General features: G+C 66.8%; 16 protein-coding genes. 9 read left to right on the top strand and 7 right to left on the bottom strand.

From position 1 onward, the window contains the following. Positions 1–36: 36 nt before the first annotated feature. A complete protein-coding gene (gene arcA / locus AC3WL7_RS02680; protein WP_492749217.1) occupies positions 37–1,287 on the bottom strand; it encodes an arginine deiminase in 1,251 nt (416 codons plus the stop codon). Positions 1,288–1,532: 245 nt separating this feature from the next. Here arcA and AC3WL7_RS02685 point away from each other — a divergent pair, with 245 nt between their 5' ends. Genes AC3WL7_RS02685 through AC3WL7_RS02695 form a run of 3 tightly spaced genes read left to right on the top strand, consistent with a single transcriptional unit; the run spans position 1,533 to position 3,067 of the window. Further along, the gene (locus AC3WL7_RS02685; protein WP_492749218.1) at positions 1,533–1,994 is read left to right on the top strand and encodes an outer membrane lipoprotein; all 462 of its coding nucleotides are present in this window, start codon (positions 1,533–1,535) and stop codon (positions 1,992–1,994) included. A gap of 24 nt (positions 1,995–2,018) precedes the next feature. Beyond that, positions 2,019–2,534, top strand: coding sequence for a DUF6491 family protein (locus AC3WL7_RS02690; RefSeq protein ID WP_079221933.1), 516 nt, complete (start codon positions 2,019–2,021; stop codon positions 2,532–2,534). Next, entirely contained in the window at positions 2,534–3,067 is a 534-nt protein-coding gene (locus AC3WL7_RS02695) for a YqhA family protein (RefSeq protein WP_079221934.1), read from the top strand. Before AC3WL7_RS02690 ends, AC3WL7_RS02695 begins: the two co-directional genes overlap by 1 nt. A gap of 92 nt (positions 3,068–3,159) precedes the next feature. Here the strand turns inward: AC3WL7_RS02695 and AC3WL7_RS02700 are convergent, their stop codons facing one another. From AC3WL7_RS02700 to AC3WL7_RS02715, 4 genes are all read right to left on the bottom strand, one after another. Further along, the gene (locus AC3WL7_RS02700) at positions 3,160–4,563 is read right to left on the bottom strand and encodes a basic amino acid/polyamine antiporter (RefSeq protein ID WP_492749219.1); all 1,404 of its coding nucleotides are present in this window, start codon (positions 4,561–4,563) and stop codon (positions 3,160–3,162) included. A gap of 23 nt (positions 4,564–4,586) precedes the next feature. Then, complete coding sequence (locus AC3WL7_RS02705; protein WP_200731668.1) at positions 4,587–6,014, bottom strand: basic amino acid/polyamine antiporter; 1,428 nt, start codon at positions 6,012–6,014, stop codon at positions 4,587–4,589. Between the two features lie 110 nt (positions 6,015–6,124). Next, positions 6,125–6,772, bottom strand: a complete 648-nt coding sequence (locus AC3WL7_RS02710; protein ID WP_200731669.1) for a response regulator transcription factor — start codon at positions 6,770–6,772, stop codon at positions 6,125–6,127. Positions 6,773–6,893: 121 nt separating this feature from the next. After that, positions 6,894–7,811: an AraC family transcriptional regulator gene (locus AC3WL7_RS02715; protein ID WP_492749220.1), complete on the bottom strand. Its 918-nt coding sequence runs from the start codon at positions 7,809–7,811 to the stop codon at positions 6,894–6,896. A gap of 161 nt (positions 7,812–7,972) precedes the next feature. Between AC3WL7_RS02715 and AC3WL7_RS02720 the strand changes: the two genes are divergently transcribed. Both AC3WL7_RS02720 and AC3WL7_RS02725 read left to right on the top strand, forming a co-directional pair. Continuing rightward, positions 7,973–9,625: a sensor histidine kinase gene (locus AC3WL7_RS02720; RefSeq protein ID WP_492749221.1), complete on the top strand. Its 1,653-nt coding sequence runs from the start codon at positions 7,973–7,975 to the stop codon at positions 9,623–9,625. A gap of 154 nt (positions 9,626–9,779) precedes the next feature. Next, the gene (locus tag AC3WL7_RS02725; RefSeq protein ID WP_492749222.1) at positions 9,780–10,547 is read left to right on the top strand and encodes a hypothetical protein; all 768 of its coding nucleotides are present in this window, start codon (positions 9,780–9,782) and stop codon (positions 10,545–10,547) included. A gap of 7 nt (positions 10,548–10,554) precedes the next feature. On the opposite strand, the gene AC3WL7_RS02730 is transcribed toward AC3WL7_RS02725, so the two are convergent. Together AC3WL7_RS02730 and AC3WL7_RS02735 are read right to left on the bottom strand one after the other, a co-directional pair. After that, positions 10,555–10,899 (bottom strand): excalibur calcium-binding domain-containing protein, encoded by a 345-nt coding sequence (locus AC3WL7_RS02730; RefSeq protein WP_492749223.1) that lies wholly within the window; start codon positions 10,897–10,899, stop codon positions 10,555–10,557. A 157-nt stretch (positions 10,900–11,056) separates the two neighbouring features. Further along, positions 11,057–12,061: an extracellular catalytic domain type 1 short-chain-length polyhydroxyalkanoate depolymerase gene (locus AC3WL7_RS02735; RefSeq protein WP_492749224.1), complete on the bottom strand. Its 1,005-nt coding sequence runs from the start codon at positions 12,059–12,061 to the stop codon at positions 11,057–11,059. A gap of 238 nt (positions 12,062–12,299) precedes the next feature. Between AC3WL7_RS02735 and AC3WL7_RS02740 the strand changes: the two genes are divergently transcribed. From AC3WL7_RS02740 to AC3WL7_RS02755, 4 genes are read left to right on the top strand one after another with little or no spacing between them, the layout of a single operon-like run. Next, entirely contained in the window at positions 12,300–14,474 is a 2,175-nt protein-coding gene (locus AC3WL7_RS02740) for a TonB-dependent receptor (RefSeq protein ID WP_492749315.1), read from the top strand. 11 nt (positions 14,475–14,485) lie between these two features. Then, the gene (locus AC3WL7_RS02745) at positions 14,486–15,364 is read left to right on the top strand and encodes an alpha/beta fold hydrolase (protein ID WP_108759916.1); all 879 of its coding nucleotides are present in this window, start codon (positions 14,486–14,488) and stop codon (positions 15,362–15,364) included. A 2-nt stretch (positions 15,365–15,366) separates the two neighbouring features. Then, positions 15,367–15,846 carry a MaoC family dehydratase gene (locus AC3WL7_RS02750; RefSeq protein WP_492749225.1) on the top strand — a complete coding sequence of 160 codons (480 nt, stop codon included), beginning with the start codon at positions 15,367–15,369 and terminating at the stop codon, positions 15,844–15,846. 51 nt (positions 15,847–15,897) lie between these two features. Beyond that, entirely contained in the window at positions 15,898–19,233 is a 3,336-nt protein-coding gene (locus AC3WL7_RS02755) for a hybrid sensor histidine kinase/response regulator (RefSeq protein ID WP_492749226.1), read from the top strand. Positions 19,234–19,236 lie beyond the last annotated feature (3 nt).

Raw genomic sequence — 19,236 nt, forward strand, 5'->3', positions numbered from 1 at the left:
CGGCCGCGCAGGAAAGCCAGGCAGGGCCCGGCCGGCCTAGAACTGCACCGGGTCGCGGATCAGCGGGCAGGTCATGCAGTGCCCACCACCGCGGCCACGGCCGAGCTCGGCGCCGACGATGCTGATCACCTCGATGCCTTCCTTGCGCAGGCCCGTATTGGTAGCGGTGCTGCGGTCGTAGGCCACCACCACGCCGGGCGAGACCGCCACCAGGTTGTTGCCGCTGTCCCACTGCGAGCGTTCGGCGGCGTAGCGGTCGCCGCCGGACTCGACGATCCGCAGCTTCTGGAAGCCCAGCGCCTCGGCCACCACGTCATTGAAGTGGCGCTTCTCGAACACGATCTCGAAGCCGGGTTCCTTGTCGCTGGGGTACAGCGAAACCGGATGGATCTGGTCGACGATGCCGGGGAACACGGTCACCACGTCGCGGTCGGCGAAGGTGAACACCGTATCCAGGTGCATGGCCGAGCGCAGCTTGGGCATCACTGCGACGATGATCCGGGTGGCCGCGCCGTTGCGGAACAGCGACTGTGCCAGCTGGGTGATGGCGGTGCGCGAGGTTCGCTCGCTCATGCCGATCAGGACGATGCCGTTGCCGGCGATGAGTACGTCGCCCCCTTCCAGGGTGGCATTGCCATGGTCGACGGTGGGGTCGCCGAACCATATGGGGAAGTCCGCCTTGGCGAAATCCGGATGGAACCGGTAGATCGCCGTGGTCAGGATGGTTTCCTCGTGGCGTGCCGGCCAGTACAGCGGATTGAGGGTCACGCCCTGGTAGATCCAGCAGGTGGTATCCCGGGTGTACAGGGTGTTGGGCAATGGTGGCAGCAGGTAGCCCACCAGCTCGGGCATGGCGCGCATGGCCTGCAGGGTCGGGCCGGCGAAGTCCTCGGGCAGGTCGAGCACGCTCAGGCCGCCGATCAGCGTCTCGGCCAGGCGCCGTGGCGGCAGCTCCTGCAGGTAGGCGCGCACCTCGGCCATGAACTCCAGGCCCACCTCGTTGGCATTGATCTGGTGGTCGAGGATCCAGTTGCGTGCCTCGTCGATCTCCAGGGTCTCGGCCAGCAGGTTGTGCATCTCGACCACGTCCACGCCGCGGTCGCGCATCTTGGACATGAAATCGAAATGGTCGCGCTTGGCGTTGTCCACCCAGATCACGTCATCGAACAACAGGTCGTCTTTGTTGCGCGGCGTCAGCCGCATGTGTGCCAGGCCCGGTGAACACACCATCACCTTCCTGAGAACACCCACTTCAGAGTGGACGCCATACACCGGTGCGCTGGACATGGAAGACTCCGCATCAACGAAAGGGGTGATCGCATCCTAGTCGCCGGAATGCGGGAAATGGCTTGTTTTAGGTAGAAAACAGTAGAAATACCTACCCCGCTGGCGGCGCGTTCGTGCGCGTATTTCAGTATCGTTGGACCTGAGGTAGCGCTGCGCCAATCGCACGCAGCGAGGAAGGCTCCCTGCATGCCAGGGATGCTCGGCTGGCAATCGATAGTTCCCTCACTCCCTGCTGGAGAAGCATCATGAGCTTGCGAAACGTGAGCGCCGCATCGGCGCTGCTGGCGTCGTCCCTGCTGATTGGCGCCTGTGCCACCCACACCACCCCCAGCACGTTCAACCGGTCCGAGGTGGGCCGCGCGCAGACCGTCGAATGGGGCACGATCCAGTCCATCCGTGACGTGCAGATCCAGAACGATTCACGTGGTGTGGCGACCGTCACCGGCGCCGCCGTGGGCGGCATTGCCGGCAGCACCATCGGCGGTGGCCGGCGCGCGAATGCCGTCGGTGCGATCGTCGGTGCCGCTGCGGGCGGTGCGGCCGGCAATGCACTGGCGCGCGGCGCGCGCAATGGCGTGGAAATCACCGTACAGCTGGAAAACGGTCGCACCGTTGCCGTCGCGCAGGATGGCAATGCCGCCGACTACCGGGTCGGTGATCGCGTCCGCGTCTCCAGCGATGGCGTAACCACCCGCGTCAGCCGATAAGCCCGCCTGAAAGGAGAGGTCGCCATGCGTACCGTCCTGTTGTCCGCCCTAGCTCTGGCGCTGGCATCCAGCTGCAGCACCACCCCCACGATGACCACCAACGAGCGCATCGCGCTCTACTTCGAGCATGCGGGCGACCCAGTGCCCTCGTTCCGGCTCACCCGCTTCGTGCGCCAGACCCAGTGGACGCCGCTCGGTGACCGCGCGCTTGCAGTGTGGACCACACAGAGCCGCGGCTACCTGCTGCAGCTGCGCGGGCGCTGTACGGGCCTGTCCTTTGCCCACACCGTGCAGATGACCAACTCGTTCGGCATCGTCAGCGCCCGCTGGGACAGCGTCATCCCACGCACGGCCAGCATGCCCATGGCGCAGCAGTGCCGCATCATGCGCATCCGCCCGCTGGATGCCACCGGCCTGCGTGACGCGCGGCGCGAGATGCGCAGTACCACCCGCAGTGATCGTGCGACCGATGTGAGCCAGGACAACGGGCCGGACGTCAGTGATCGGCCGGCGGACTACATCGGCGAGCCGGCCAGCTGATGTCCCGCCTGCGCAGCCTGCTGGCCCGCGGCGTATCGCGCAGCCTGTTCGATGCGCGCTGGATCATGGCGCCGTTCTACTTCGGCCTGGTGGTGGCCCTGGTGCTGCTGCTGGTGGTGTTCCTGCGCGAGCTGGCGGAGGGTCTGCTGGCCCTGCCCCAGCTCTCGCCGGTTGACGCGGTGCTGCTCACCCTCAGCCTGATCGACCTGTCACTGGTGGCAAACCTGCTGCTGATCGTCACCCTGGCCGGCTACGAGAACTTCGTCGCGCGCATCGATTCGGGCGAGGAGCGGCGCCCGTCGTGGATGGGCACGGTCGATTTCGCGGCGATGAAGATGAAGCTGATGGGCTCGATCATCGCGATTTCGGCCATTGCCCTGCTGCGTACCTTCATGAAGCTGGAAGAAGGCAAGCACGTCGAGCCGGAACTGCTGCGGATGATGGCGGTCATCCACGGCCTGCTGCTGGTGTCTGCCCTGGTGCTGGCCATCACCGAGCGCCTGGCGCGTACTTCGAAGGCCCCTCCCCCCTAGGGTCTGCTTTGGTGTGGCAATCGATCAGGCCGTCCGGCCCGGACCTCCCCTCCCCGCGTGCCGGACGGCTCCCTTTTTCAGGGAACGTGCCTTCACAGCCGCAGGTGCCCGCTTGCCAGCGCGGCCAGGCCGATCAGCGCCATCACCGTGAGCAGGGCCAGGGTGAACCGTTCGCCGCGCTGCAGCCTTGCGCCGCGGCCACGCTGCCACGCCCAGTACATCAGCGAGCCGGGCACGTACAGCAGGCTGGACAGCAGCAGGTAGCGGGTGCCACCGGCCAGCAGCATCGCCGCGGCGTACAGCGTGGCCAGCGCCGCCACCCAGCGCATGGAGGCACCCTCGCCGCCCAGCGACAGCTTCAACTGGTAGGCGCCCACCAGCAGGTACGGCACCAGGGTCATGGCGCTGGTCATCATCAGGGCCAGGGTAAAGGCGTACTCGGCGAACCAGCTGACCAGCAGGAACAGCTGGATCACGCCATTGGTCAGCCACAGGGCGGCGGAGGGCACGCCGCGTGCGTTCTCGCCCGCCAGCTGCCCCGGCATCGCATCGTGGCTCGCGGCCGAATGCAGCACCTCGGCCGCCAGCAGCGACCACGACAGGTAGTTGCCCAGCACCGACACCAGCAGCCCCACGCTGATGAACAGCACGCCCCAGCGCCCGACCATGGCTTCCATCACGCCGGCAACGGACGGGGTGCGCAGCGCCGCCAGTTCGGCACGCGGCAGGATGCCGTAGGACAGCAACGTGACCATCACCAGCAGGCTCAGCACACCCAGGAACCCAGCGACCGTGGCAATGCCCACGTCCTCGCGGCGGCGCGCATGGCGCGAATAGACACTTGCCCCTTCGATGCCAACGAACACGAACACGGTCACCAGCAGCGTGCCGCGCACCTGCTGCCACAGCGGCTCGGGAGCACCGTCACTGCCGCCGGCCAGGTTGGCGATGAAGACATCCGGCTGGAAGTGCAGCAGCAGGAAGAAGACGAACACCCCCAGCGGCACCAGCTTGGCCACGGTGGCGACGGTATTGATCAGCGCCGCTTCCTTGATGCCGCGCAGGATGAGGAAGTGGAAACCCCACAGCAGCAGCGAGGCGGACGCAATCGCCAGCACGGTGGTGCCATCCCCAAACGCCGGAAAGAAGTGACCGAGGGTGGCCTTGATGAGGATGAGGCAGGCCACGTCGGCCAGGCAGCAGCCCAGCCAGTAGCCCACCGCCGAGAGAAAGCCGGCATAGGGCCCGAAGCCGGCCCGCGCATAGGCGTAGATGCCCGAATCCAGCTCCGGCTTCAGCCGCGACAGCGATTGGAACACCAGCGCGAGCATCAGCATGCCGCTGCCGGCGATGGCCCAGGCGATCATCGCCCCCTGGCCGCCGGTGCGCAGCGCAAAGGCCGCAGGCAGCGCGAACATGCCTGAGCCGATCATCGAGCCGACCACCAGGGCGGTCAGCTCCAGCCGGGAAAGCTGCCGTGTCTGCGCCGGGTTCATCGTGCACCCCTCTCCGGCTGCGCTCAGATCTCGATGTACCCGGTCGCGATCCAGTAGACGCCCACGAGGGCGGCGATGATGGCAAGCACCAGGATCGCGGCGTCGGAGGGCCGGGCGATGAATTTCTGCCCCTGCTCGCGCCGCGCCCACAGATACAGCAGGCTGCCCGGCGCATACAGCACGGCCGAAAGCACGATGTACTTGATGCCGCCGGCCCAGAGCAGGAAGGCGGTGTAGATGGTGGCAGCCACGCAGAGGAACAGGTCGCGCCCCCTGTCCTGCGGCCAGACGTCATAGGTTTCCCCTTTGCGCGTCAGCTGCAGCCCGTAGGCGGCCACCAGGAAGAACGGAATCAGCGACATCGCGCTGGTCAGGTTCAGCATCAGGCTGAAGGCATCGCGCGACCAGTAGGTGCTGATGACGATCAGCTGGATGATGATGTTGGTGGCCCACAGGGCCGCCGAGGGCACGCCGTTGGCGTTCTCGCGGGCGAACACCTTGGGCATGTCCCGGGTGCGCGCGGCCGCGGACAGCACTTCGGCGCAGATCAGTGACCAGGTGAGATAGGCGCCCAGTACCGATACCAGCAGGCCGACGCTGACGAAGATCGCGCCCCATTGCCCGACCACCGCCTCCAGCAGCGCGGCCATCGACGGCTGGCGCATCGCGGCGATGTCTGCACGGGGCACCACCGCATACGGCAGCAGGGTCACCAGCACCATCAGCGTGGTCACCACCAGGAAGCCCGTGATGGTCGCCGAGCCGACATCGCGTCGGTCCTTGGCATAGCGCGAATAGACGCTGGCCCCCTCGATGCCGAGGAACACGAACACGGTCACCAGCATGGTCGCGCGGACCTGGGCGAAGATGCCGCCCTCCAGGTCACCGCCGTAGAAGTTGAGAGTGAACATCTCCGTACGGAACGCGAAGACCATGATGGCCAGGAAGACCAGGATAGGAATGACCTTGGCAATGGTCACGATCTTGTTGATGGCCGCTGCCTGCTGCACGCCGCGCAGGATCATGAAATGGAACAGCCAGATGCCGATCGACGCGACCAGGATGGCCACCACGGTATTGCCATCGCCGAACACCGGGAAGAAGGCACCGAGCGTGGACTTGATCAGCACCCAGTAGGACACGTTGCCGATGCAGCTGCCGATCCAGTAGCCAAACGCCGAGAGGAAGCCGGGATAGTCGCCGAACCCTTCCTTGGCGTAGGCAAACACGCCCGCATCGAGGTCGGGCTTGCGTTCGGCCAGCAGCTGGAACACGCGCGCCAGCGTGTACATGCCGAGGCCGGCGATAAGCCAGGCCACCACCGCACCCAGTGGCCCGGTGGCGCCGGCAAACGTGCGTGGAAGGGAGAAGATGCCCGCACCGATCATTCCGCCGACCACCATGGCGGTGAGCTGGGTGCGTGTCATCTTGATCAGGTGGGAGGAAGACATGGCAAACGCTCCACCGGCTGGCAAGGTCAGTGGGCGCATAGTGGCCCATTCCCCTTCGCTGCGCCTCAGTACTTCTACCGGTTATGCCGCGTCTTCTGCGCTGGCCATCACTAAAAGTGACGCGTCGCGCTTTCCACCAGCCCAAGCTCGTGTGCGCGGCGCACCAGCTCGATGGTGCCGTGCACGCCGAAGGCCTGCATCAACGCATACTTGTGCGATTCCACCGTGCGCACCGAGATGCCCAGCGAATAGGCGATCTGCTTTGAGCGCAGGCCCAGCGCGACCTGGCCGAGAATCTGCCGCTGCTTGTCGGTGAGCGGTGGCGTGCGGCACGACCCGCCTGCGATCACCGGTGCCGCCAGCGCCGGGCTCACGTAATGGCGGCCGTTGATCACGTCCTCCACCGCGCGCAGCAGTTCTTCGCCGGCCGCGGATTTCAGCACGTAGCCCATCGCACCTGCGCGCAGCGCATCCCTGGCCAGCCACGGATCGGCGTGCATGGTGAGGAAGATGAAAGGCACCTGCAGGCCCGTGGCGTACAACTGGCGCATCGCATCCAGGCCGTTCGCGTGCTGCATGCTGATATCGGAGATGACCAGTGCGAAGCTGCCGGACTGCACCTGCTGCAGCAACCGCTCAGCGGAATCGACGCGCACCACCGGGTGGCCTGCTGTACGCAACAGGCTCTCCACTCCTTCGGCGACGAGCACGTGGTCGTCCGCAACAAGTATCCGCGTTTGCGCTTGGGGGCTGGACATCGTGGCTCCGCACAGAGCTTCCGTTCCGCGTTACGCGGGCGCGCCATTCGTGCTCGATCATTGGTGCCAACTCGTGAAGGAGGTGTCAGTTCGCCGGCTGCAGGCGCCTGCTTCGGTAGATTTACTTAGCCCCTGCCCGGCGTGCCCTGGCCGCGGCCAGCGTCTCCACGGGCGACTCCTCGAACAGATGCCGGTAGTCAGCGGAGAAGCGCCCCAGGTGGCTGAAGCCCAGCTCCATGGCCACGCCGGTGACACCGTCGGCAGGCGCGCCAGTGGCCAGCCGGCGGCGCGCTTCATTCAACCGCGCCAGCTTGTACCAGCGGCACGGGCCCATGCCATGGACCTGCTTGAACAGCCGCTCAAGCTGCCGGGGTTGTGTATCCAGTCCACTGCACAGCGCCTCCAGTTTCATGCCCTCGGCCAGGCCCTCCTCCATCATCCGCTCGGCCTGGGCCAGCGCACGCAGGCGGCGCTGCAACAGCTCGTTGACGTGGAAGGGCTCGGCCGTGCACTCCACCACGGCGTCGACGAAGGCATCGATCAGGTACTGTTCGACCGTGGCAAAGGCGGACTGCTGCGCCGTTTCGTCCCAGCGGGATGCACTGTCGAGGACGGAAAGAATGCGCTCGCACAGCATCAGGCAGCGCTGGGTTGGCGGTGCCAGCAACTGCCAGCCGATCCGTGGCAACCGTGGTTCGACGCCCAGGCGTTGCTGGGCCGTGCGCATCAGCAGTTCGCGCTCGATGCGCAGCACGCACCAGCGCCAGTGCGCAGGAATGGAGACATCCACGGCGTACTGCTCGGCAAACACCATCAGGCGGCCGCGCTCGACCACGTGGCCGCTGGCCCAGAGTGGCTGATCGCAACTGACGGCCATCGCGATCGTCATCACATCGCGATCGAATTCCCCACGCGCAAGGACCGGCAGCGAGTACACGCCGCAATCCAGGCTGCACCGCTGCAGGCTCAACCGCTCCACCCGCGCGGTGAAACCGCCGCCGGCCAGCAGGCGCTGGTCGAAACAGCTGTGCTGGACCACGCCCCGCAATATCTCTGGATCAAAACCACTCAGCGTAAAGGCGCTGAAACGTGAGACTGAGGCACAGGTTTCCATCTGCAACACCTGTAGATGTCGGGAAATGGATAGCGCAGCTTGAATGGTGTCTTAACATCATCGGCGGTCCAACACAACCGGACTCCATGAGCGAGTTCATCGACCCTGTGCGTCCGGCCTCCCCCGCTCCCCCACGCCTGGACGCTGGTGCGCTGACCCAAGGCAAGGCAGACCCCGGGTCGGCCGTGCTGCTGCCGGCCGTGCTGATTGCCGTGTCCGCCGCGCTTGGGCAGCTGGCCACGATGGACGTCTGGCATGCCTCCTCCAGCCCGCAAGGCCTCTGCCTGCTGGGTGCAATGTTCCTGTGCGTCCTGCTGTCCACCCATGGCACGCGCGCCATCGTCTGGTCCAGTGCCGTCTGGGTCGGTGGCATATCGGCGCAGATTGCGACGGACGTCGCGTTTCCCGCGTACCTGCCGCTGCACATCGCCTACTGCCTGCTGCTGCTCCCCGCTGCCCGCTACCTTGCCCTGCCCGCACGCGGCGCCAACCCACTGCAGAGCTCGGCATGGGTGCTGCGCTTCGTGGTGTGTTGCGGGCTGGTGCTGCCGCTGCTGATCGCCACGCTGTACTGGATGGTGGGCGGCGCGCTGGGCCTGCCGCCATGGCAGACCTACTGGCATTCCAACTTCCTCGCGCAGGCGCTGGGCTTCCTGCTGTTCGTTCCAATCCACGTCGGCCTCACGCATCGCGGCGCGGGTGCCGGCCCCCGGCTGTCGCTGAGCCAGGTTGCGCCGCTGGCCATCTTCATCGCGCTGGCGGCCACCGCGTGGGCCAATCTCAGTTCCAGTGCCGCCCTTGCGCACACGCTGCTGGTGGTCAGCCTGCTGTGCACCTTGCTGGTGGTGCTGTTCCTGTGCGGTGCGGGCACCGCGTTCCTGTCGCTGCTGATGCTCACGCTGGGCTGCCTGCAGGTGAATTTCGCAGAAGGTGAGACCACCACGCCATGGGAAGGCAGCACGGCAGTGACCGTCATCCAGATCGGCGCACTGGTGGCGGTGATGGGCCTGCTGATGATGGTGGTGATTTCCGAGCAATGGCGGCATCTGCGCGCCACGCTGGAAGAGGCCGATGCGCGCATGGCGGTGATGGCCGGGCAACTCATCAAGGTGCAGGAGGAAGAACGCACGCGCATTGCCCGCGATCTGCACGATGACATCAACCAGTCCATCGCTGCCGTGTCCATCCAGCTGAGCAGCGTCAGGCGGCAGTTGCCGGGGCCGTACCAGGACAGCCTTTCGGTGTTGCAGTGGAAACTGACCGATGTTTCCGAGCGCGTGCGGCAGATCTCGCACGATCTGCATCCCAGCATCCTGCATTTCAGCACCCTCGCCTCTGCATTGGAGAGCCTGTGCCAATCGCACTCCGGGCCGCCACGGGTGACCTTTGTCGGCTGTGCCGAAACCGAGGACGACCTGACGCGGGAGCAGAAGATCAATCTGTTCCGCATCGCCCAGGAAGCGCTGCATAACGTGGTGCGTCATGCCCAGGCGGAGTCGGCCACGATTTCATTCAGCACCGACGCGCATCTGGCGGTACTGCGCATCTGCGATGACGGCGTTGGGTTGCCCCGGCAGGCACGGCGCTCGCGCGGGCCCGGCCTGGGGGTGATCACGATGGAGGAGCGGACGCGGTTGCTGCGGGGCGTGCTGGTGCTGGGGGAGGCGCCGGAGGGTGGGGCGTGCGTGGAGGTGCGTATACCGCTGGAGGAGAGTGTTTTTCTGGGGGTTGATGAGTGACTGTGCTGCCGCCCTGTTGAGCAGATCGCTACGTGCCGCGGCATAGGAAAAGCGCTTGCCGTAATGTAGGGATAGCCTGATCCATGTCATCGAGAGAAGGCGGACGGTGCGATCCCGTATAGTTCCCTCCCTCAGACGGAACTGCTGGCGCACCATGCCCTACCTTGGAATAGGACTCCACTTCATCGCCGCGATCTATTTCGCGGTACACGCCATCCGCTCAGGCCAGAGCCTGTACTGGCTCCTGCTGCTGTTCTCCTTCCCGCTGCTGGGCAGCGTGGTCTACGGCCTGGCGATCTACCTGCCGGAAATCCGCCATTCGCGCGGCGCGCGCCAGGTGGTCAGTTCTGCGAAGCAGTTCATCGACCCAGGCAAGGACCTGCGCAATGCGCGGGCCGAACTCTCCCGCACGCCGACTGTGCAGAATCGCGTGCGCCTGGGCATGCAGCTGCTGGGCGCGGGCCAGGCCGAGGAGGCCCGGGAACTGCTTGAACTGGCCGCCAGCTCGCCGCTGGGGGATGACCCGTACATCCTGACGGGCCTTGCCCGCGCGCGTTTTGAATCCGGGCAGGCCGCGCTTGCGGTGGAGACGCTGGAAGGTCTGTTTGCCCGCCATCCGGACGTTCGCCGCAAGCCCGAGCAGACCCTGCTGTATGCGCAGGCGCTGGCTGGTGCCCGTTCGCCTGGCGCCCGGGCCGCCTTCGAGCGCGCCGTGGAGTGCGGCAACGATGCCGAAGCACGCTGTGTGTACGCGGAGTGGCTGCTGACCCAGCCTGATGCTGCGGACCGCGAGCGGAGCCACGGCCTGTTCGCCAGCATCCTGGACGATGCCCGGCACTGGTCGCGCCATGCCCGCAGCCACAACGCGCTGTGGCTGGACCGCAGCAAGGCGAGGATGAAGGAACTGGAGCGGGCGCGCTGAGCGGGCCCTATCTGCGGCCCCGATAGGGCTCGCACCCTACCCCATCGTTGTCGCGGTCCAGGTGTGGGCCGTAGCCCGGTTCGCCCCGGCGCACGGGGGCGGCGCCTGCGGCGCGCGCTTCGGCACAGTTGGCAAACGGGCGGTTTGTGCCTGCAGGCCCAGGGGCCAGATTGTTGCGGGGTGGCTCGATGCTGCGCGGCGCGATGGGTGCGCCGCGATGGCAGTGGTAGTCACCGGTCTTGCGATTGGTGTGGCAGCCGTTCTTGTCCAGTCCGCCGCTGTGGGCGGAGGATGTCAGCGGGACCGCCAAGGCGATGAGCGCGACTGCCAGATGCGCGGTACGGATATCCATGCCCTCCCCCTGTCAGGCGTGCGTTCCCGACGCGGAGGCTAGCACGGAGATGCCGGTTCGGAGGCCCTGGTCGAGCAAGCTCGACCGCTACCAAAACCATGCGCCAGTGCGGAAACATGTTGCCGCCGCACTGGCGATGGTCCCCCAAGCCGACTGGTCAGCGCTGGTTGTCCTTGAGGAACAGCCAGGTGATCAGGGTGGCGTCCGGCCCCTGCGGGTCGGTGAACGGCAGGCCGGATTGGCTGCCGCTCCAGGCGTGGCCCATGCCCTGCACCACGTAATGCTGGGCCAGGATCCTGCCGTTGTAGGCGTAGGTGTCCACCGTGTACGCGCGGCCGCCCGGCACCTGGCCGTGGTAGGTGCTGGTCGGCACGTACTTCACCGAGTCGTTGTCCACGCCGTCGTCGGCCAGGTCGTTGGTCTGCAGGAACTGGCGCACGGCCTGCTGGCCATTGATCGGGTTGACCGTGGAATCGGCCGTGCCATGGAACACCAGCACCGGCAGCGGCCGGGGCTTCGCCGAACCCGAGCACTGCCACGCCAGTCGGCCGTTGCTGTCCGGCGAATAGATGCTGCCGGCCAGCAGCGCATACGCACTGCCGGAAATCGTGGTGGCGCCCTTGTACATGCCCCCGGAATGGATGGCGCCGGCGGCGAACACATCCGAGTAGCACGCCAGCATGATCGAGGTCATCGCCCCGCCGGCAGAAATGCCGGTGACGTAGACCCGGTGCGGATCGACCGCATAGTCCGCTTTCACTTCATCCACGATGCCGGCCAGGATGGAGGCTTCACCGCTGCCGCGCGCCTGGTTCACCGGCAGCTGCCAGTTCCAGCAACGCGTGGGGTTGGCGGTGACGTTCTGCCGCGGGTACACCACGATGAAACCCTCGGTGTCGGCCACATCGTTGAAGCCGGACGCCTCACCCATCAGGTTCGGGCCGGTCACGCAGCCGTGCAGCACCAGCAGCAAGGGCAACGGCTGGCTGGGCTGGTAGTTGGCGGGCACCCAGACCTGGTACTCGCGGGCACCATACGCGTTGCCGTACAGGCCGAAATCCCAATGCCCCGGGGTGTCTGCCGCGGACGCCGTGGCGCTCATCGCCAGCCAGGTGCACACCCCCAGCAGCAACGTCCTGATCGAATCGATTCCAGAGTTCATGCCCAGATCCTCATGCGTGAGTCGTGGATGAAGTGGTACCGGGAGGCGGTGCCATACGGCACCGTCGTGTGGGGATGGGGCCAGTATCCGCATCTGCACGGCCGTGCCGACTGGACCTAGGTCCACTCGCGCCCGGCACCGGGGCGCGGCTAGCCTTGGGGCCATGGGTGGCAATGGGCCATCTGCAATGGACATGCCCTCTGGGGGGGAATGAATGAAACGGAATTGCTTGAGCCTGATGATCGGCGTGCTGCTGGCCTCCGGGCCGGTGCTGGCACAGGACGCGCCGCAGCCCGCATCGACGGCCGGCAAGGCCGCCTCGGCCACCAACCTGGACAGCATCATGGTGACCGCGCGCAAGCGTGAGGAAACCCTGCAGGAAGTGCCGGTGGCCGTCACGGCGTTCACCTCCGAGGCGCTGGACAAGTTGAACGTGCAGGACATCAGCGCGCTCGGCCCCCAGGTGCCGAACATGACGATCTATGCGGCGCGCGGCGCCAGCAGCACGGTCACCGCGTATATCCGCGGCGTCGGCCAGTCCGATCCCACCTGGGGTTCCGACCCGGGCGTGGGCATCTACCTGGATGACGTCTACATCGCGCGACCGCAGGGTGCCCTGCTGGACGTGTTCGATGTCTCCCGCATCGAAGTGCTGCGCGGCCCGCAGGGCACGCTGTACGGCAAGAACACCATCGGCGGTGCCATCAAGTACATCTCGCGCGGCCTGCCTACCGAAACCGAGGGCTTTGCGCAGATCACAGTGGGCAACTACAGCCAGCTGGATGCCAAGGCCGCCATCGGCGGCCCGATCGGTGGCGCCGACAGCGGCCTGCGCGCCCGCGTGGCGGTGGCCAGCCTGAACAACGATGGCTTCGGCGAGAACACGCTCAACGGCCAGCCGGTAAGCGACAAGCAGATCAAGGCGGCGCGCTTCAACCTGGGCGCCTATGCCGGTGATGACTTCGACGTGCAGTTCGCGCTGGACTACACCGACGATACCTCGGGCATGCGTGGTTCGAAGATGCTGGCGCCGAACCCGTTCCTGCCCGGTTACCCGCCGATGGGCAGCCGCTATGACATCCGCTCGGGCATGCGCAATCTCAACAACGTGGAGAGCAAGGGCGCTTCGGCCACGGTGAACTGGCGGCCGAACGAGGACGTCGCGCTGAAGTACGTGATCGCAAAGCGCGAATCGGACAGCCAGGGCAACGTCGATTTCGATACCACCCCGGTGAAGCTGGCCGACGTCAGTGGCACCTACGACGACAACCAGGTGAGCAACGAGCTGCAACTGAACTACGATGCCGGCGGCCGCGTGCGTGGCGTGGTGGGCCTGTACCAGTTCAAGGGCGAGGCCGGCGGCCAGATCCAGAACAACTACTTCAGTGCGCAGTTCGCCGACAACCAGGGCAAGGTGCTCACCGACAGCATCGCGCTCTATGCGGATTGGACCTTCGACCTCACCAGCAAGCTGAAGCTGGACGTCGGCGCCCGCTACACCGATGAGGACAAGCGCGCGATCGTGCTGAACCGCCTGTACGCCGATCCCGGCTTTGTCCGGCCGGTGGCGGTGACTGCGGACTTCGACAAGAAGACCAATTTCAGCAACGTCTCGCCCAAGGTCTCGCTGGATTACCAGATCACCCCGGACATCATGGTGTACGGGCTGGCCACGCGCGGCTTCAAATCGGGCGGCTACAACATCCGCGCCAATGCGGTGGCGGTGCCGCGCTCGGCCGAACCGTTCGATGACGAGACCGTCGACAGCTTCGAAATCGGCAGCAAGATGGCCTTCCTCGACCAGCGCCTGTTCCTGAACCTGTCGGCGTTCCACAACAAATACAAGGACATCCAGCTCTCGGTGTTCACCGGCATCGACACCAACGGCGACGGCATCGACGATTCCTTCTTCGGTGACTTCACCAATGCCGGCAAGGGCACGGTGAACGGCCTGGAGATCGAGTACCAGTACCTGCCGACCCAGCACTGGCTGATCTCGGGCAACCTGGCCTGGCTGGACGCGAAGTACGACGAGTACATGGACCGCGGCGTCAACGTGGCCAAACAGATGAAGTTCACCAATGCGCCGGAATATTCGGGTGCATTGAACGTGGAGTACCGCACCGACCTGGCCAACGGCGGCAACCTGTCCGCGCGGGTGAGCTACAGCTACCAGAGCGAAGTGTGGCCGACCACCGACCTGAGCCCGGTGATCCGCCAGGGCGGCTACGGGCTGGTGAATGCCGGCGTGGTCTGGCGCGTGGATGACACCTGGACGCTCTCGCTGCAGGGCACCAACCTGGCCGACAAGGAATACCGCACCACCGGCTACAACATCCCAGCGGTGGGCACGCTGATCGGGTTCTACGGTGCGCCACGCCAGTATAGTCTCAGCGCCCGTTACGATTTCTAGGAAGCTTCTGCATGACGCAGTCTTACGACGATCTCTACTGGAACAGCGATGACGGCCTGCGCCTGCACGCGCGCGACCATGCACCGGCCGTGGGACTCGCGCCTCGCGGTACGGTGGTCTGCATCCCGGGCCTGACCCGCAATGCCGCCGATTTCGATGCCCTCGCCCAGACGCTGACCGATGAGGGCTGGCGGGTGATCGCGGTCGACCTGCGTGGACGTGCCGGTTCGGAACGCGCGCATGACCCGACCAGCTACAACGCTCGCACCTACGCCGATGACATGGTCGCGCTGCTGCGCTCGCAGAGCATCGCCAGGGCGGTGTTCGTGGGCACGTCGCTGGGCGTGCTGGTCACCCTTACCGTAGCCTCGCGCGCGCCGGATCTGGTGGCCGCCGCGGTCCTCAACGATGCCGGCCCGCGGGTACCGCGCGAAGCGCTGGCGCGCATCGGCAAGTACGCGGGCAAGCCGGTGCCGCCGATGGACCTGCAGCAGGCGGCGGCCTATATGGGCAGCATCGGCCAGGCCGCATTCCCGCGCTACACCCAGGAAGACTGGCGGGCGATGGCGCTGCGCACTTTCCGCCACCGCAGCGATGGACTGATGGAGCTGGACTACGACCCGGCGATCATCCGCACCACGCGGCCGTGGGTGCTGTGGCTGCTGCGCCCGGTGCTGTGGCGTGCGGTGCGCAAGCTGACCGCACGGGCACCTGTGCTGGTGGTGCGTGGTGCGCTTTCGGACATCCTGCCGGCCGACGTGGCGCGGCAGATGGCTGCGACCTCGCCCAGCGCCCGCCTGGTGGAAGTGCCCGATGTGGGCCACGCACCCATGCTGTCCGAGCCGGAGGCGCGCGGCGCGATCCTCGGCCTGCTGGCGGCCGTGCGGTGAGCATGACGGACGCCGCTGAAGCGCTGCCGGCCGCCCTGCGCCCTCTCCAGCACTGGGCGGCCGGCGAGCGACTGGGTGCGCCCACGCGCATCTCGCAGGCACGCATCGATGCCTTCGCTGAGGCCACGGGCGACCACAACTGGATCCATGTCGATCCGGCGCGGGCACAGGCGCAGTTACCGGGCGGGCAGACCATCGCCCACGGCTTCCTGCTGTTATCGATGACCGTGGACGACGATGTGGCCGCGCTGACCGGCTTTGCAGGCATCGCCCACGTGCTGAATTACGGCTTGAACAAGGTGCGCTTCCTGGCGCCGGTGCCCAGTGGCAGCGAGGTGCGGGTGCGATCGCAGCTCGTTACGCTGGAACCGCGCGGACCCGGGCAGTGGCTGCTGACCCAGCGCAAGACCGTTGAACGACTGCCCGATGGCGAGGTGGCACTGGTGGCCGAGCAGCTCGCGCTGGTGGTGCTGGCCGGCTGACCGGACCCTGCCCCGCTGCACGCTGACGGCGGTTCTCTCTACACTGGAGCGATGTTGACGCCTTCCATCGTCCTGTTCGCCTGTATTGCGTGGACCGTTCTGCTGTTTGGCGTGGCCCTCTGGGGCGAACGCCAGGGGCACCGGCTTGCGCGCGTGTGGCCGGCCATCTACGCGCTGTCGCTGGCGGTGCACTGCACGGCCTGGACCTATTACGGTGCGGCCTCGCAGGGCGTGCAATGGGGCTTCCCGATTCCACCGACGCTGGTGGGCATGGCACTGATCTTCGCCTTCGGCCTGCCTTTCCTGGGCCGGCTGGGGCGCCTGGCCAAGCAGCACAACAGCGCCACCATTGCCGACCTTGTGGTGGCACGCCTGCGGGCCGACCAGGGCCTGGGCATCACCATTACCGTGGTTGCGCTGTTCGGCATCATTCCCTACATCGCCCTGCAGTTGAAGGCCGTCAGCCAAGGCCTGGGCGCGCTGCTCGGCGACCGCTTCACCCCGGCCGGCTGGCAGCTGGACATGTCGTTCTGGTTCGCACTGACGATGGCAGCGTTCACCCTGCTGTTCGGTGCGCGCAAGGCATCGGCCACCGAACACAATCGCGGCATCGTGGTGGCGCTGGGCCTGGAATCGGTGTTGAAGCTGGTGGCCCTGCTGGCCATCGGCCTGTATGCCGGGCTGTCGGTGCAGCAGGCCGGCGCGCCGCTGTTGGAAGAGATGGCCACGCTGCCACCGCCGGCGGTGGTGCCTGACTACCTGACCATGGTGGCGCTGGGCGCGATTTCCGCCTTCACCCTGCCCCATCAGTTCCATGTGGGCGTGGTCGAGCTGCGCCAGCCATCGGACCTGAAGACAGCGCGCTGGCTGTTCCCGGTGTACCTGCTGCTGATCGGCCTGCCGTCGGTGCCGATGGCGCTGTACGGTGCCTCGCAGCTGCCGGCTTCCGTGTCGCCGGACCTGTACGTGCTGGCCCTGCCGCTGGCCGGCGGCCACCACCTGCTGGGCCTGGTGGCCTACCTGGGCAGCCTGAGCGCGGCCACCGGCATGATGATCCTGTCCGGCCTGACCCTGTCAATCATGCTGGGCAACCATGGCGTGGGTACGCGCCTGCTGGGCGGCATCGATGGTGGCCTGTCCGCGGGTGACCTGCGCCCCCGCGTGCTGGCCTTCCGTCGCGCCGGCATCATCGCAGTATTCCTGATGGCCTGGCTGTACAGCCGCGCGATGAGCGATACCGAGGCGCTCAGCGACTTCGGCCTGATGTCCTTCACTGCGCTCTCGCAGCTGGCACCGGCGGTGCTGCTGGCGGTGTACCGGCCACGCACGCCTTCACCGGCGATCATTGCCGGCATCGTGGTGGGTTCGCTGGTGTGGCTGTGGCTGGTGCTGTTGCCGATGATCGTCCCGGCCGTGCCGCACGGTGCGGGCACGGACGGCGTGCATTGGCTGGCATTGCTGTCGATGCGGCTGCAGCCGGGGCATATCGCAATCAGCATGGGTGCCAGCCTGGCGGCCAACCTGCTGGCGGTGCTGCTGGTGGCACGCGCGGTGCGCCCGCCGCTGCCACGCCAGCGCGATGCGGTGGCCGCCGTCTCCCTGCGCAAGACCGCGGTGCGCTTCCTCGGCCCGGAGCGCGCACGGCAGCTGATGGATGGCCACGCCGGGCAGGTGCTGGATGACGAACGGGTCACCGCCATCGAGCGTGAACTGACGGCCGTGGTCGGTGCGGGCATGGCGCGCCTGCTGGTGGAGGCCGCACGTGACGGCGGCGCGGCCCCGCTGGATGCGGTTACCCGCGCCGTGGGCGAAGCCACCCAGGTGCTGCGCTTCAACCAGCGCCTGCTGGAAGCGGCGCTGGAGAACATGAGCCAGGGCATCAGCGTGGTGGATGCACAGCTGCAGCTGGTGGCCTGGAACAGCCGTTACGCCGCGCTCTTCAAGTTCCCGCCCGAGCTGCTGCAGGTTGGCCAGCCGGTGGCCAACCTCACTGCGTGGGCGCTGGGCCAGCTGCGCATCGGCCATGTACCCGGCGACAGCCCGGACAAGGCCCTGCAGCGCCGCGTGGTGCATATGCGCCGAGGCACCCCGCATCTGTCCGAACGCATTTTCCCGGACAACACCATCGTCGAAATCCGTGGCAACCCGATGCCCGGCGGTGGCTACGTGGCCACCTTCACCGATGTCACCGCGTTCCGCCGCGCCGAAGATGCACTGAAGCGCAGCAATGAAACGCTGGAGCGGCGCGTGCAGGACCGCACCGCGCGCCTGGAACAGGCGGTACACCAGGCCGAGCGGGCCAACGTGGCCAAGACCCGCTTCCTGACAGCGGTCGGCCACGACCTGATCCAACCACTGCATGCGGCCCAGCTGCTGACCGATGCGATGTCACAGCACATCGAATCGGAGTTCCTCGACAGCTTCCTGCGCCAGATCCGTGGCGCGCTGGATTCCACCGACGACCTGCTCTCGGGGCTGCTGGATATTTCGCGGCTGGAAGCCGGCGGCCTGGTGGCCGACCCGCGGCCCTTCGCGCTGTCCAGCGTGCTCGATCCGCTGGCGCAGGAGTTTGCGGTACTGGCGGCGGCGCGCGGCCTGCACTTCGGTTACGTCGGCACCCGTGCCTGGGTGCACAGCGATCCGCTGCTGCTGCGCCGGGTGCTGCAGAATTTCCTGGCCAATGCCATCCGCTACACGCGCAATGGCGGCGTGCTGCTGGGCGTGCGCCGTCAGGGCGACCGGCTGTTGATCGGCGTGCACGACAGTGGCCCAGGCATCGCGCCCGAGCAGCAGGCCGTGGTGTTCGAAGAATTCCACCGCCTCGACCGCAGCAACGGCCAAGGCCTCGGCCTGGGCCTGACCATCGCCCATCGCATTGCCGGCCTGCTGCATGCGCCACTGCAGTTGCGCAGCGTGCCGGGACGAGGCTCGGCGTTCTCGATCAGCGTGGTGCGGGCAGCGCCGCCGGTGGCGCCACGCACCCTGCCGGCGGCCGGCGGCAGCAGCACCATCAAGGGCCTGCGCGTGCTGGTGGTCGACAACGATGCCGACGCGCTGGAAGCGATGCGGCAGATGCTGCTGGCCTGGGGCTGTGACGTGGTTGCGGTGGCCGACGCCGGTTCGGTGGGTACATCTGCGGAGGACGCTGCGCTGTGGCTGTTCGACTACCACCTCGATGACGGCGACACCGGCGTAGCGCTCTGGCACCGTCTGGTGGCGCGTCATGGGCCACGACCGACGGTGATTCTCAGTGCCGACACCGGCGGCGACACGCGCGACGCCGTGCGCGGCGCCGGGCTATCGCTGTTGAACAAGCCGTTCAAGCCATTGGCGCTGCGCTGGGCGATCAACCACCTGCTGGCAGCTCCGGGCACCCTGCCCGCCTGAGGA

It is taken from the genome of Stenotrophomonas sp. FW305-3-2-15-E-LB1 (genome assembly GCF_058787375.1).

Coding starts and splice junctions, on each gene's coding strand:
- AC3WL7_RS02720 (WP_492749221.1), top strand. CDS start 7,973: ATGAGCGAGTTCATCGACCCTGTGCGTCCGGCCTCCCCCGCTCCCCCA.
- arcA (WP_492749217.1), bottom strand. CDS start 1,287: ATGTCCAGCGCACCGGTGTATGGCGTCCACTCTGAAGTGGGTGTTCTC.
- AC3WL7_RS02745 (WP_108759916.1), top strand. CDS start 14,486: ATGACGCAGTCTTACGACGATCTCTACTGGAACAGCGATGACGGCCTG.
- AC3WL7_RS02690 (WP_079221933.1), top strand. CDS start 2,019: ATGCGTACCGTCCTGTTGTCCGCCCTAGCTCTGGCGCTGGCATCCAGC.
- AC3WL7_RS02755 (WP_492749226.1), top strand. CDS start 15,898: ATGTTGACGCCTTCCATCGTCCTGTTCGCCTGTATTGCGTGGACCGTT.
- AC3WL7_RS02735 (WP_492749224.1), bottom strand. CDS start 12,061: ATGAACTCTGGAATCGATTCGATCAGGACGTTGCTGCTGGGGGTGTGC.
- AC3WL7_RS02700 (WP_492749219.1), bottom strand. CDS start 4,563: ATGAACCCGGCGCAGACACGGCAGCTTTCCCGGCTGGAGCTGACCGCC.
- AC3WL7_RS02725 (WP_492749222.1), top strand. CDS start 9,780: ATGCCCTACCTTGGAATAGGACTCCACTTCATCGCCGCGATCTATTTC.
- AC3WL7_RS02685 (WP_492749218.1), top strand. CDS start 1,533: ATGAGCTTGCGAAACGTGAGCGCCGCATCGGCGCTGCTGGCGTCGTCC.
- AC3WL7_RS02705 (WP_200731668.1), bottom strand. CDS start 6,014: ATGTCTTCCTCCCACCTGATCAAGATGACACGCACCCAGCTCACCGCC.
- AC3WL7_RS02710 (WP_200731669.1), bottom strand. CDS start 6,772: ATGTCCAGCCCCCAAGCGCAAACGCGGATACTTGTTGCGGACGACCAC.
- AC3WL7_RS02740 (WP_492749315.1), top strand. CDS start 12,300: ATGATCGGCGTGCTGCTGGCCTCCGGGCCGGTGCTGGCACAGGACGCG.
- AC3WL7_RS02695 (WP_079221934.1), top strand. CDS start 2,534: ATGTCCCGCCTGCGCAGCCTGCTGGCCCGCGGCGTATCGCGCAGCCTG.
- AC3WL7_RS02730 (WP_492749223.1), bottom strand. CDS start 10,899: ATGGATATCCGTACCGCGCATCTGGCAGTCGCGCTCATCGCCTTGGCG.
- AC3WL7_RS02750 (WP_492749225.1), top strand. CDS start 15,367: ATGACGGACGCCGCTGAAGCGCTGCCGGCCGCCCTGCGCCCTCTCCAG.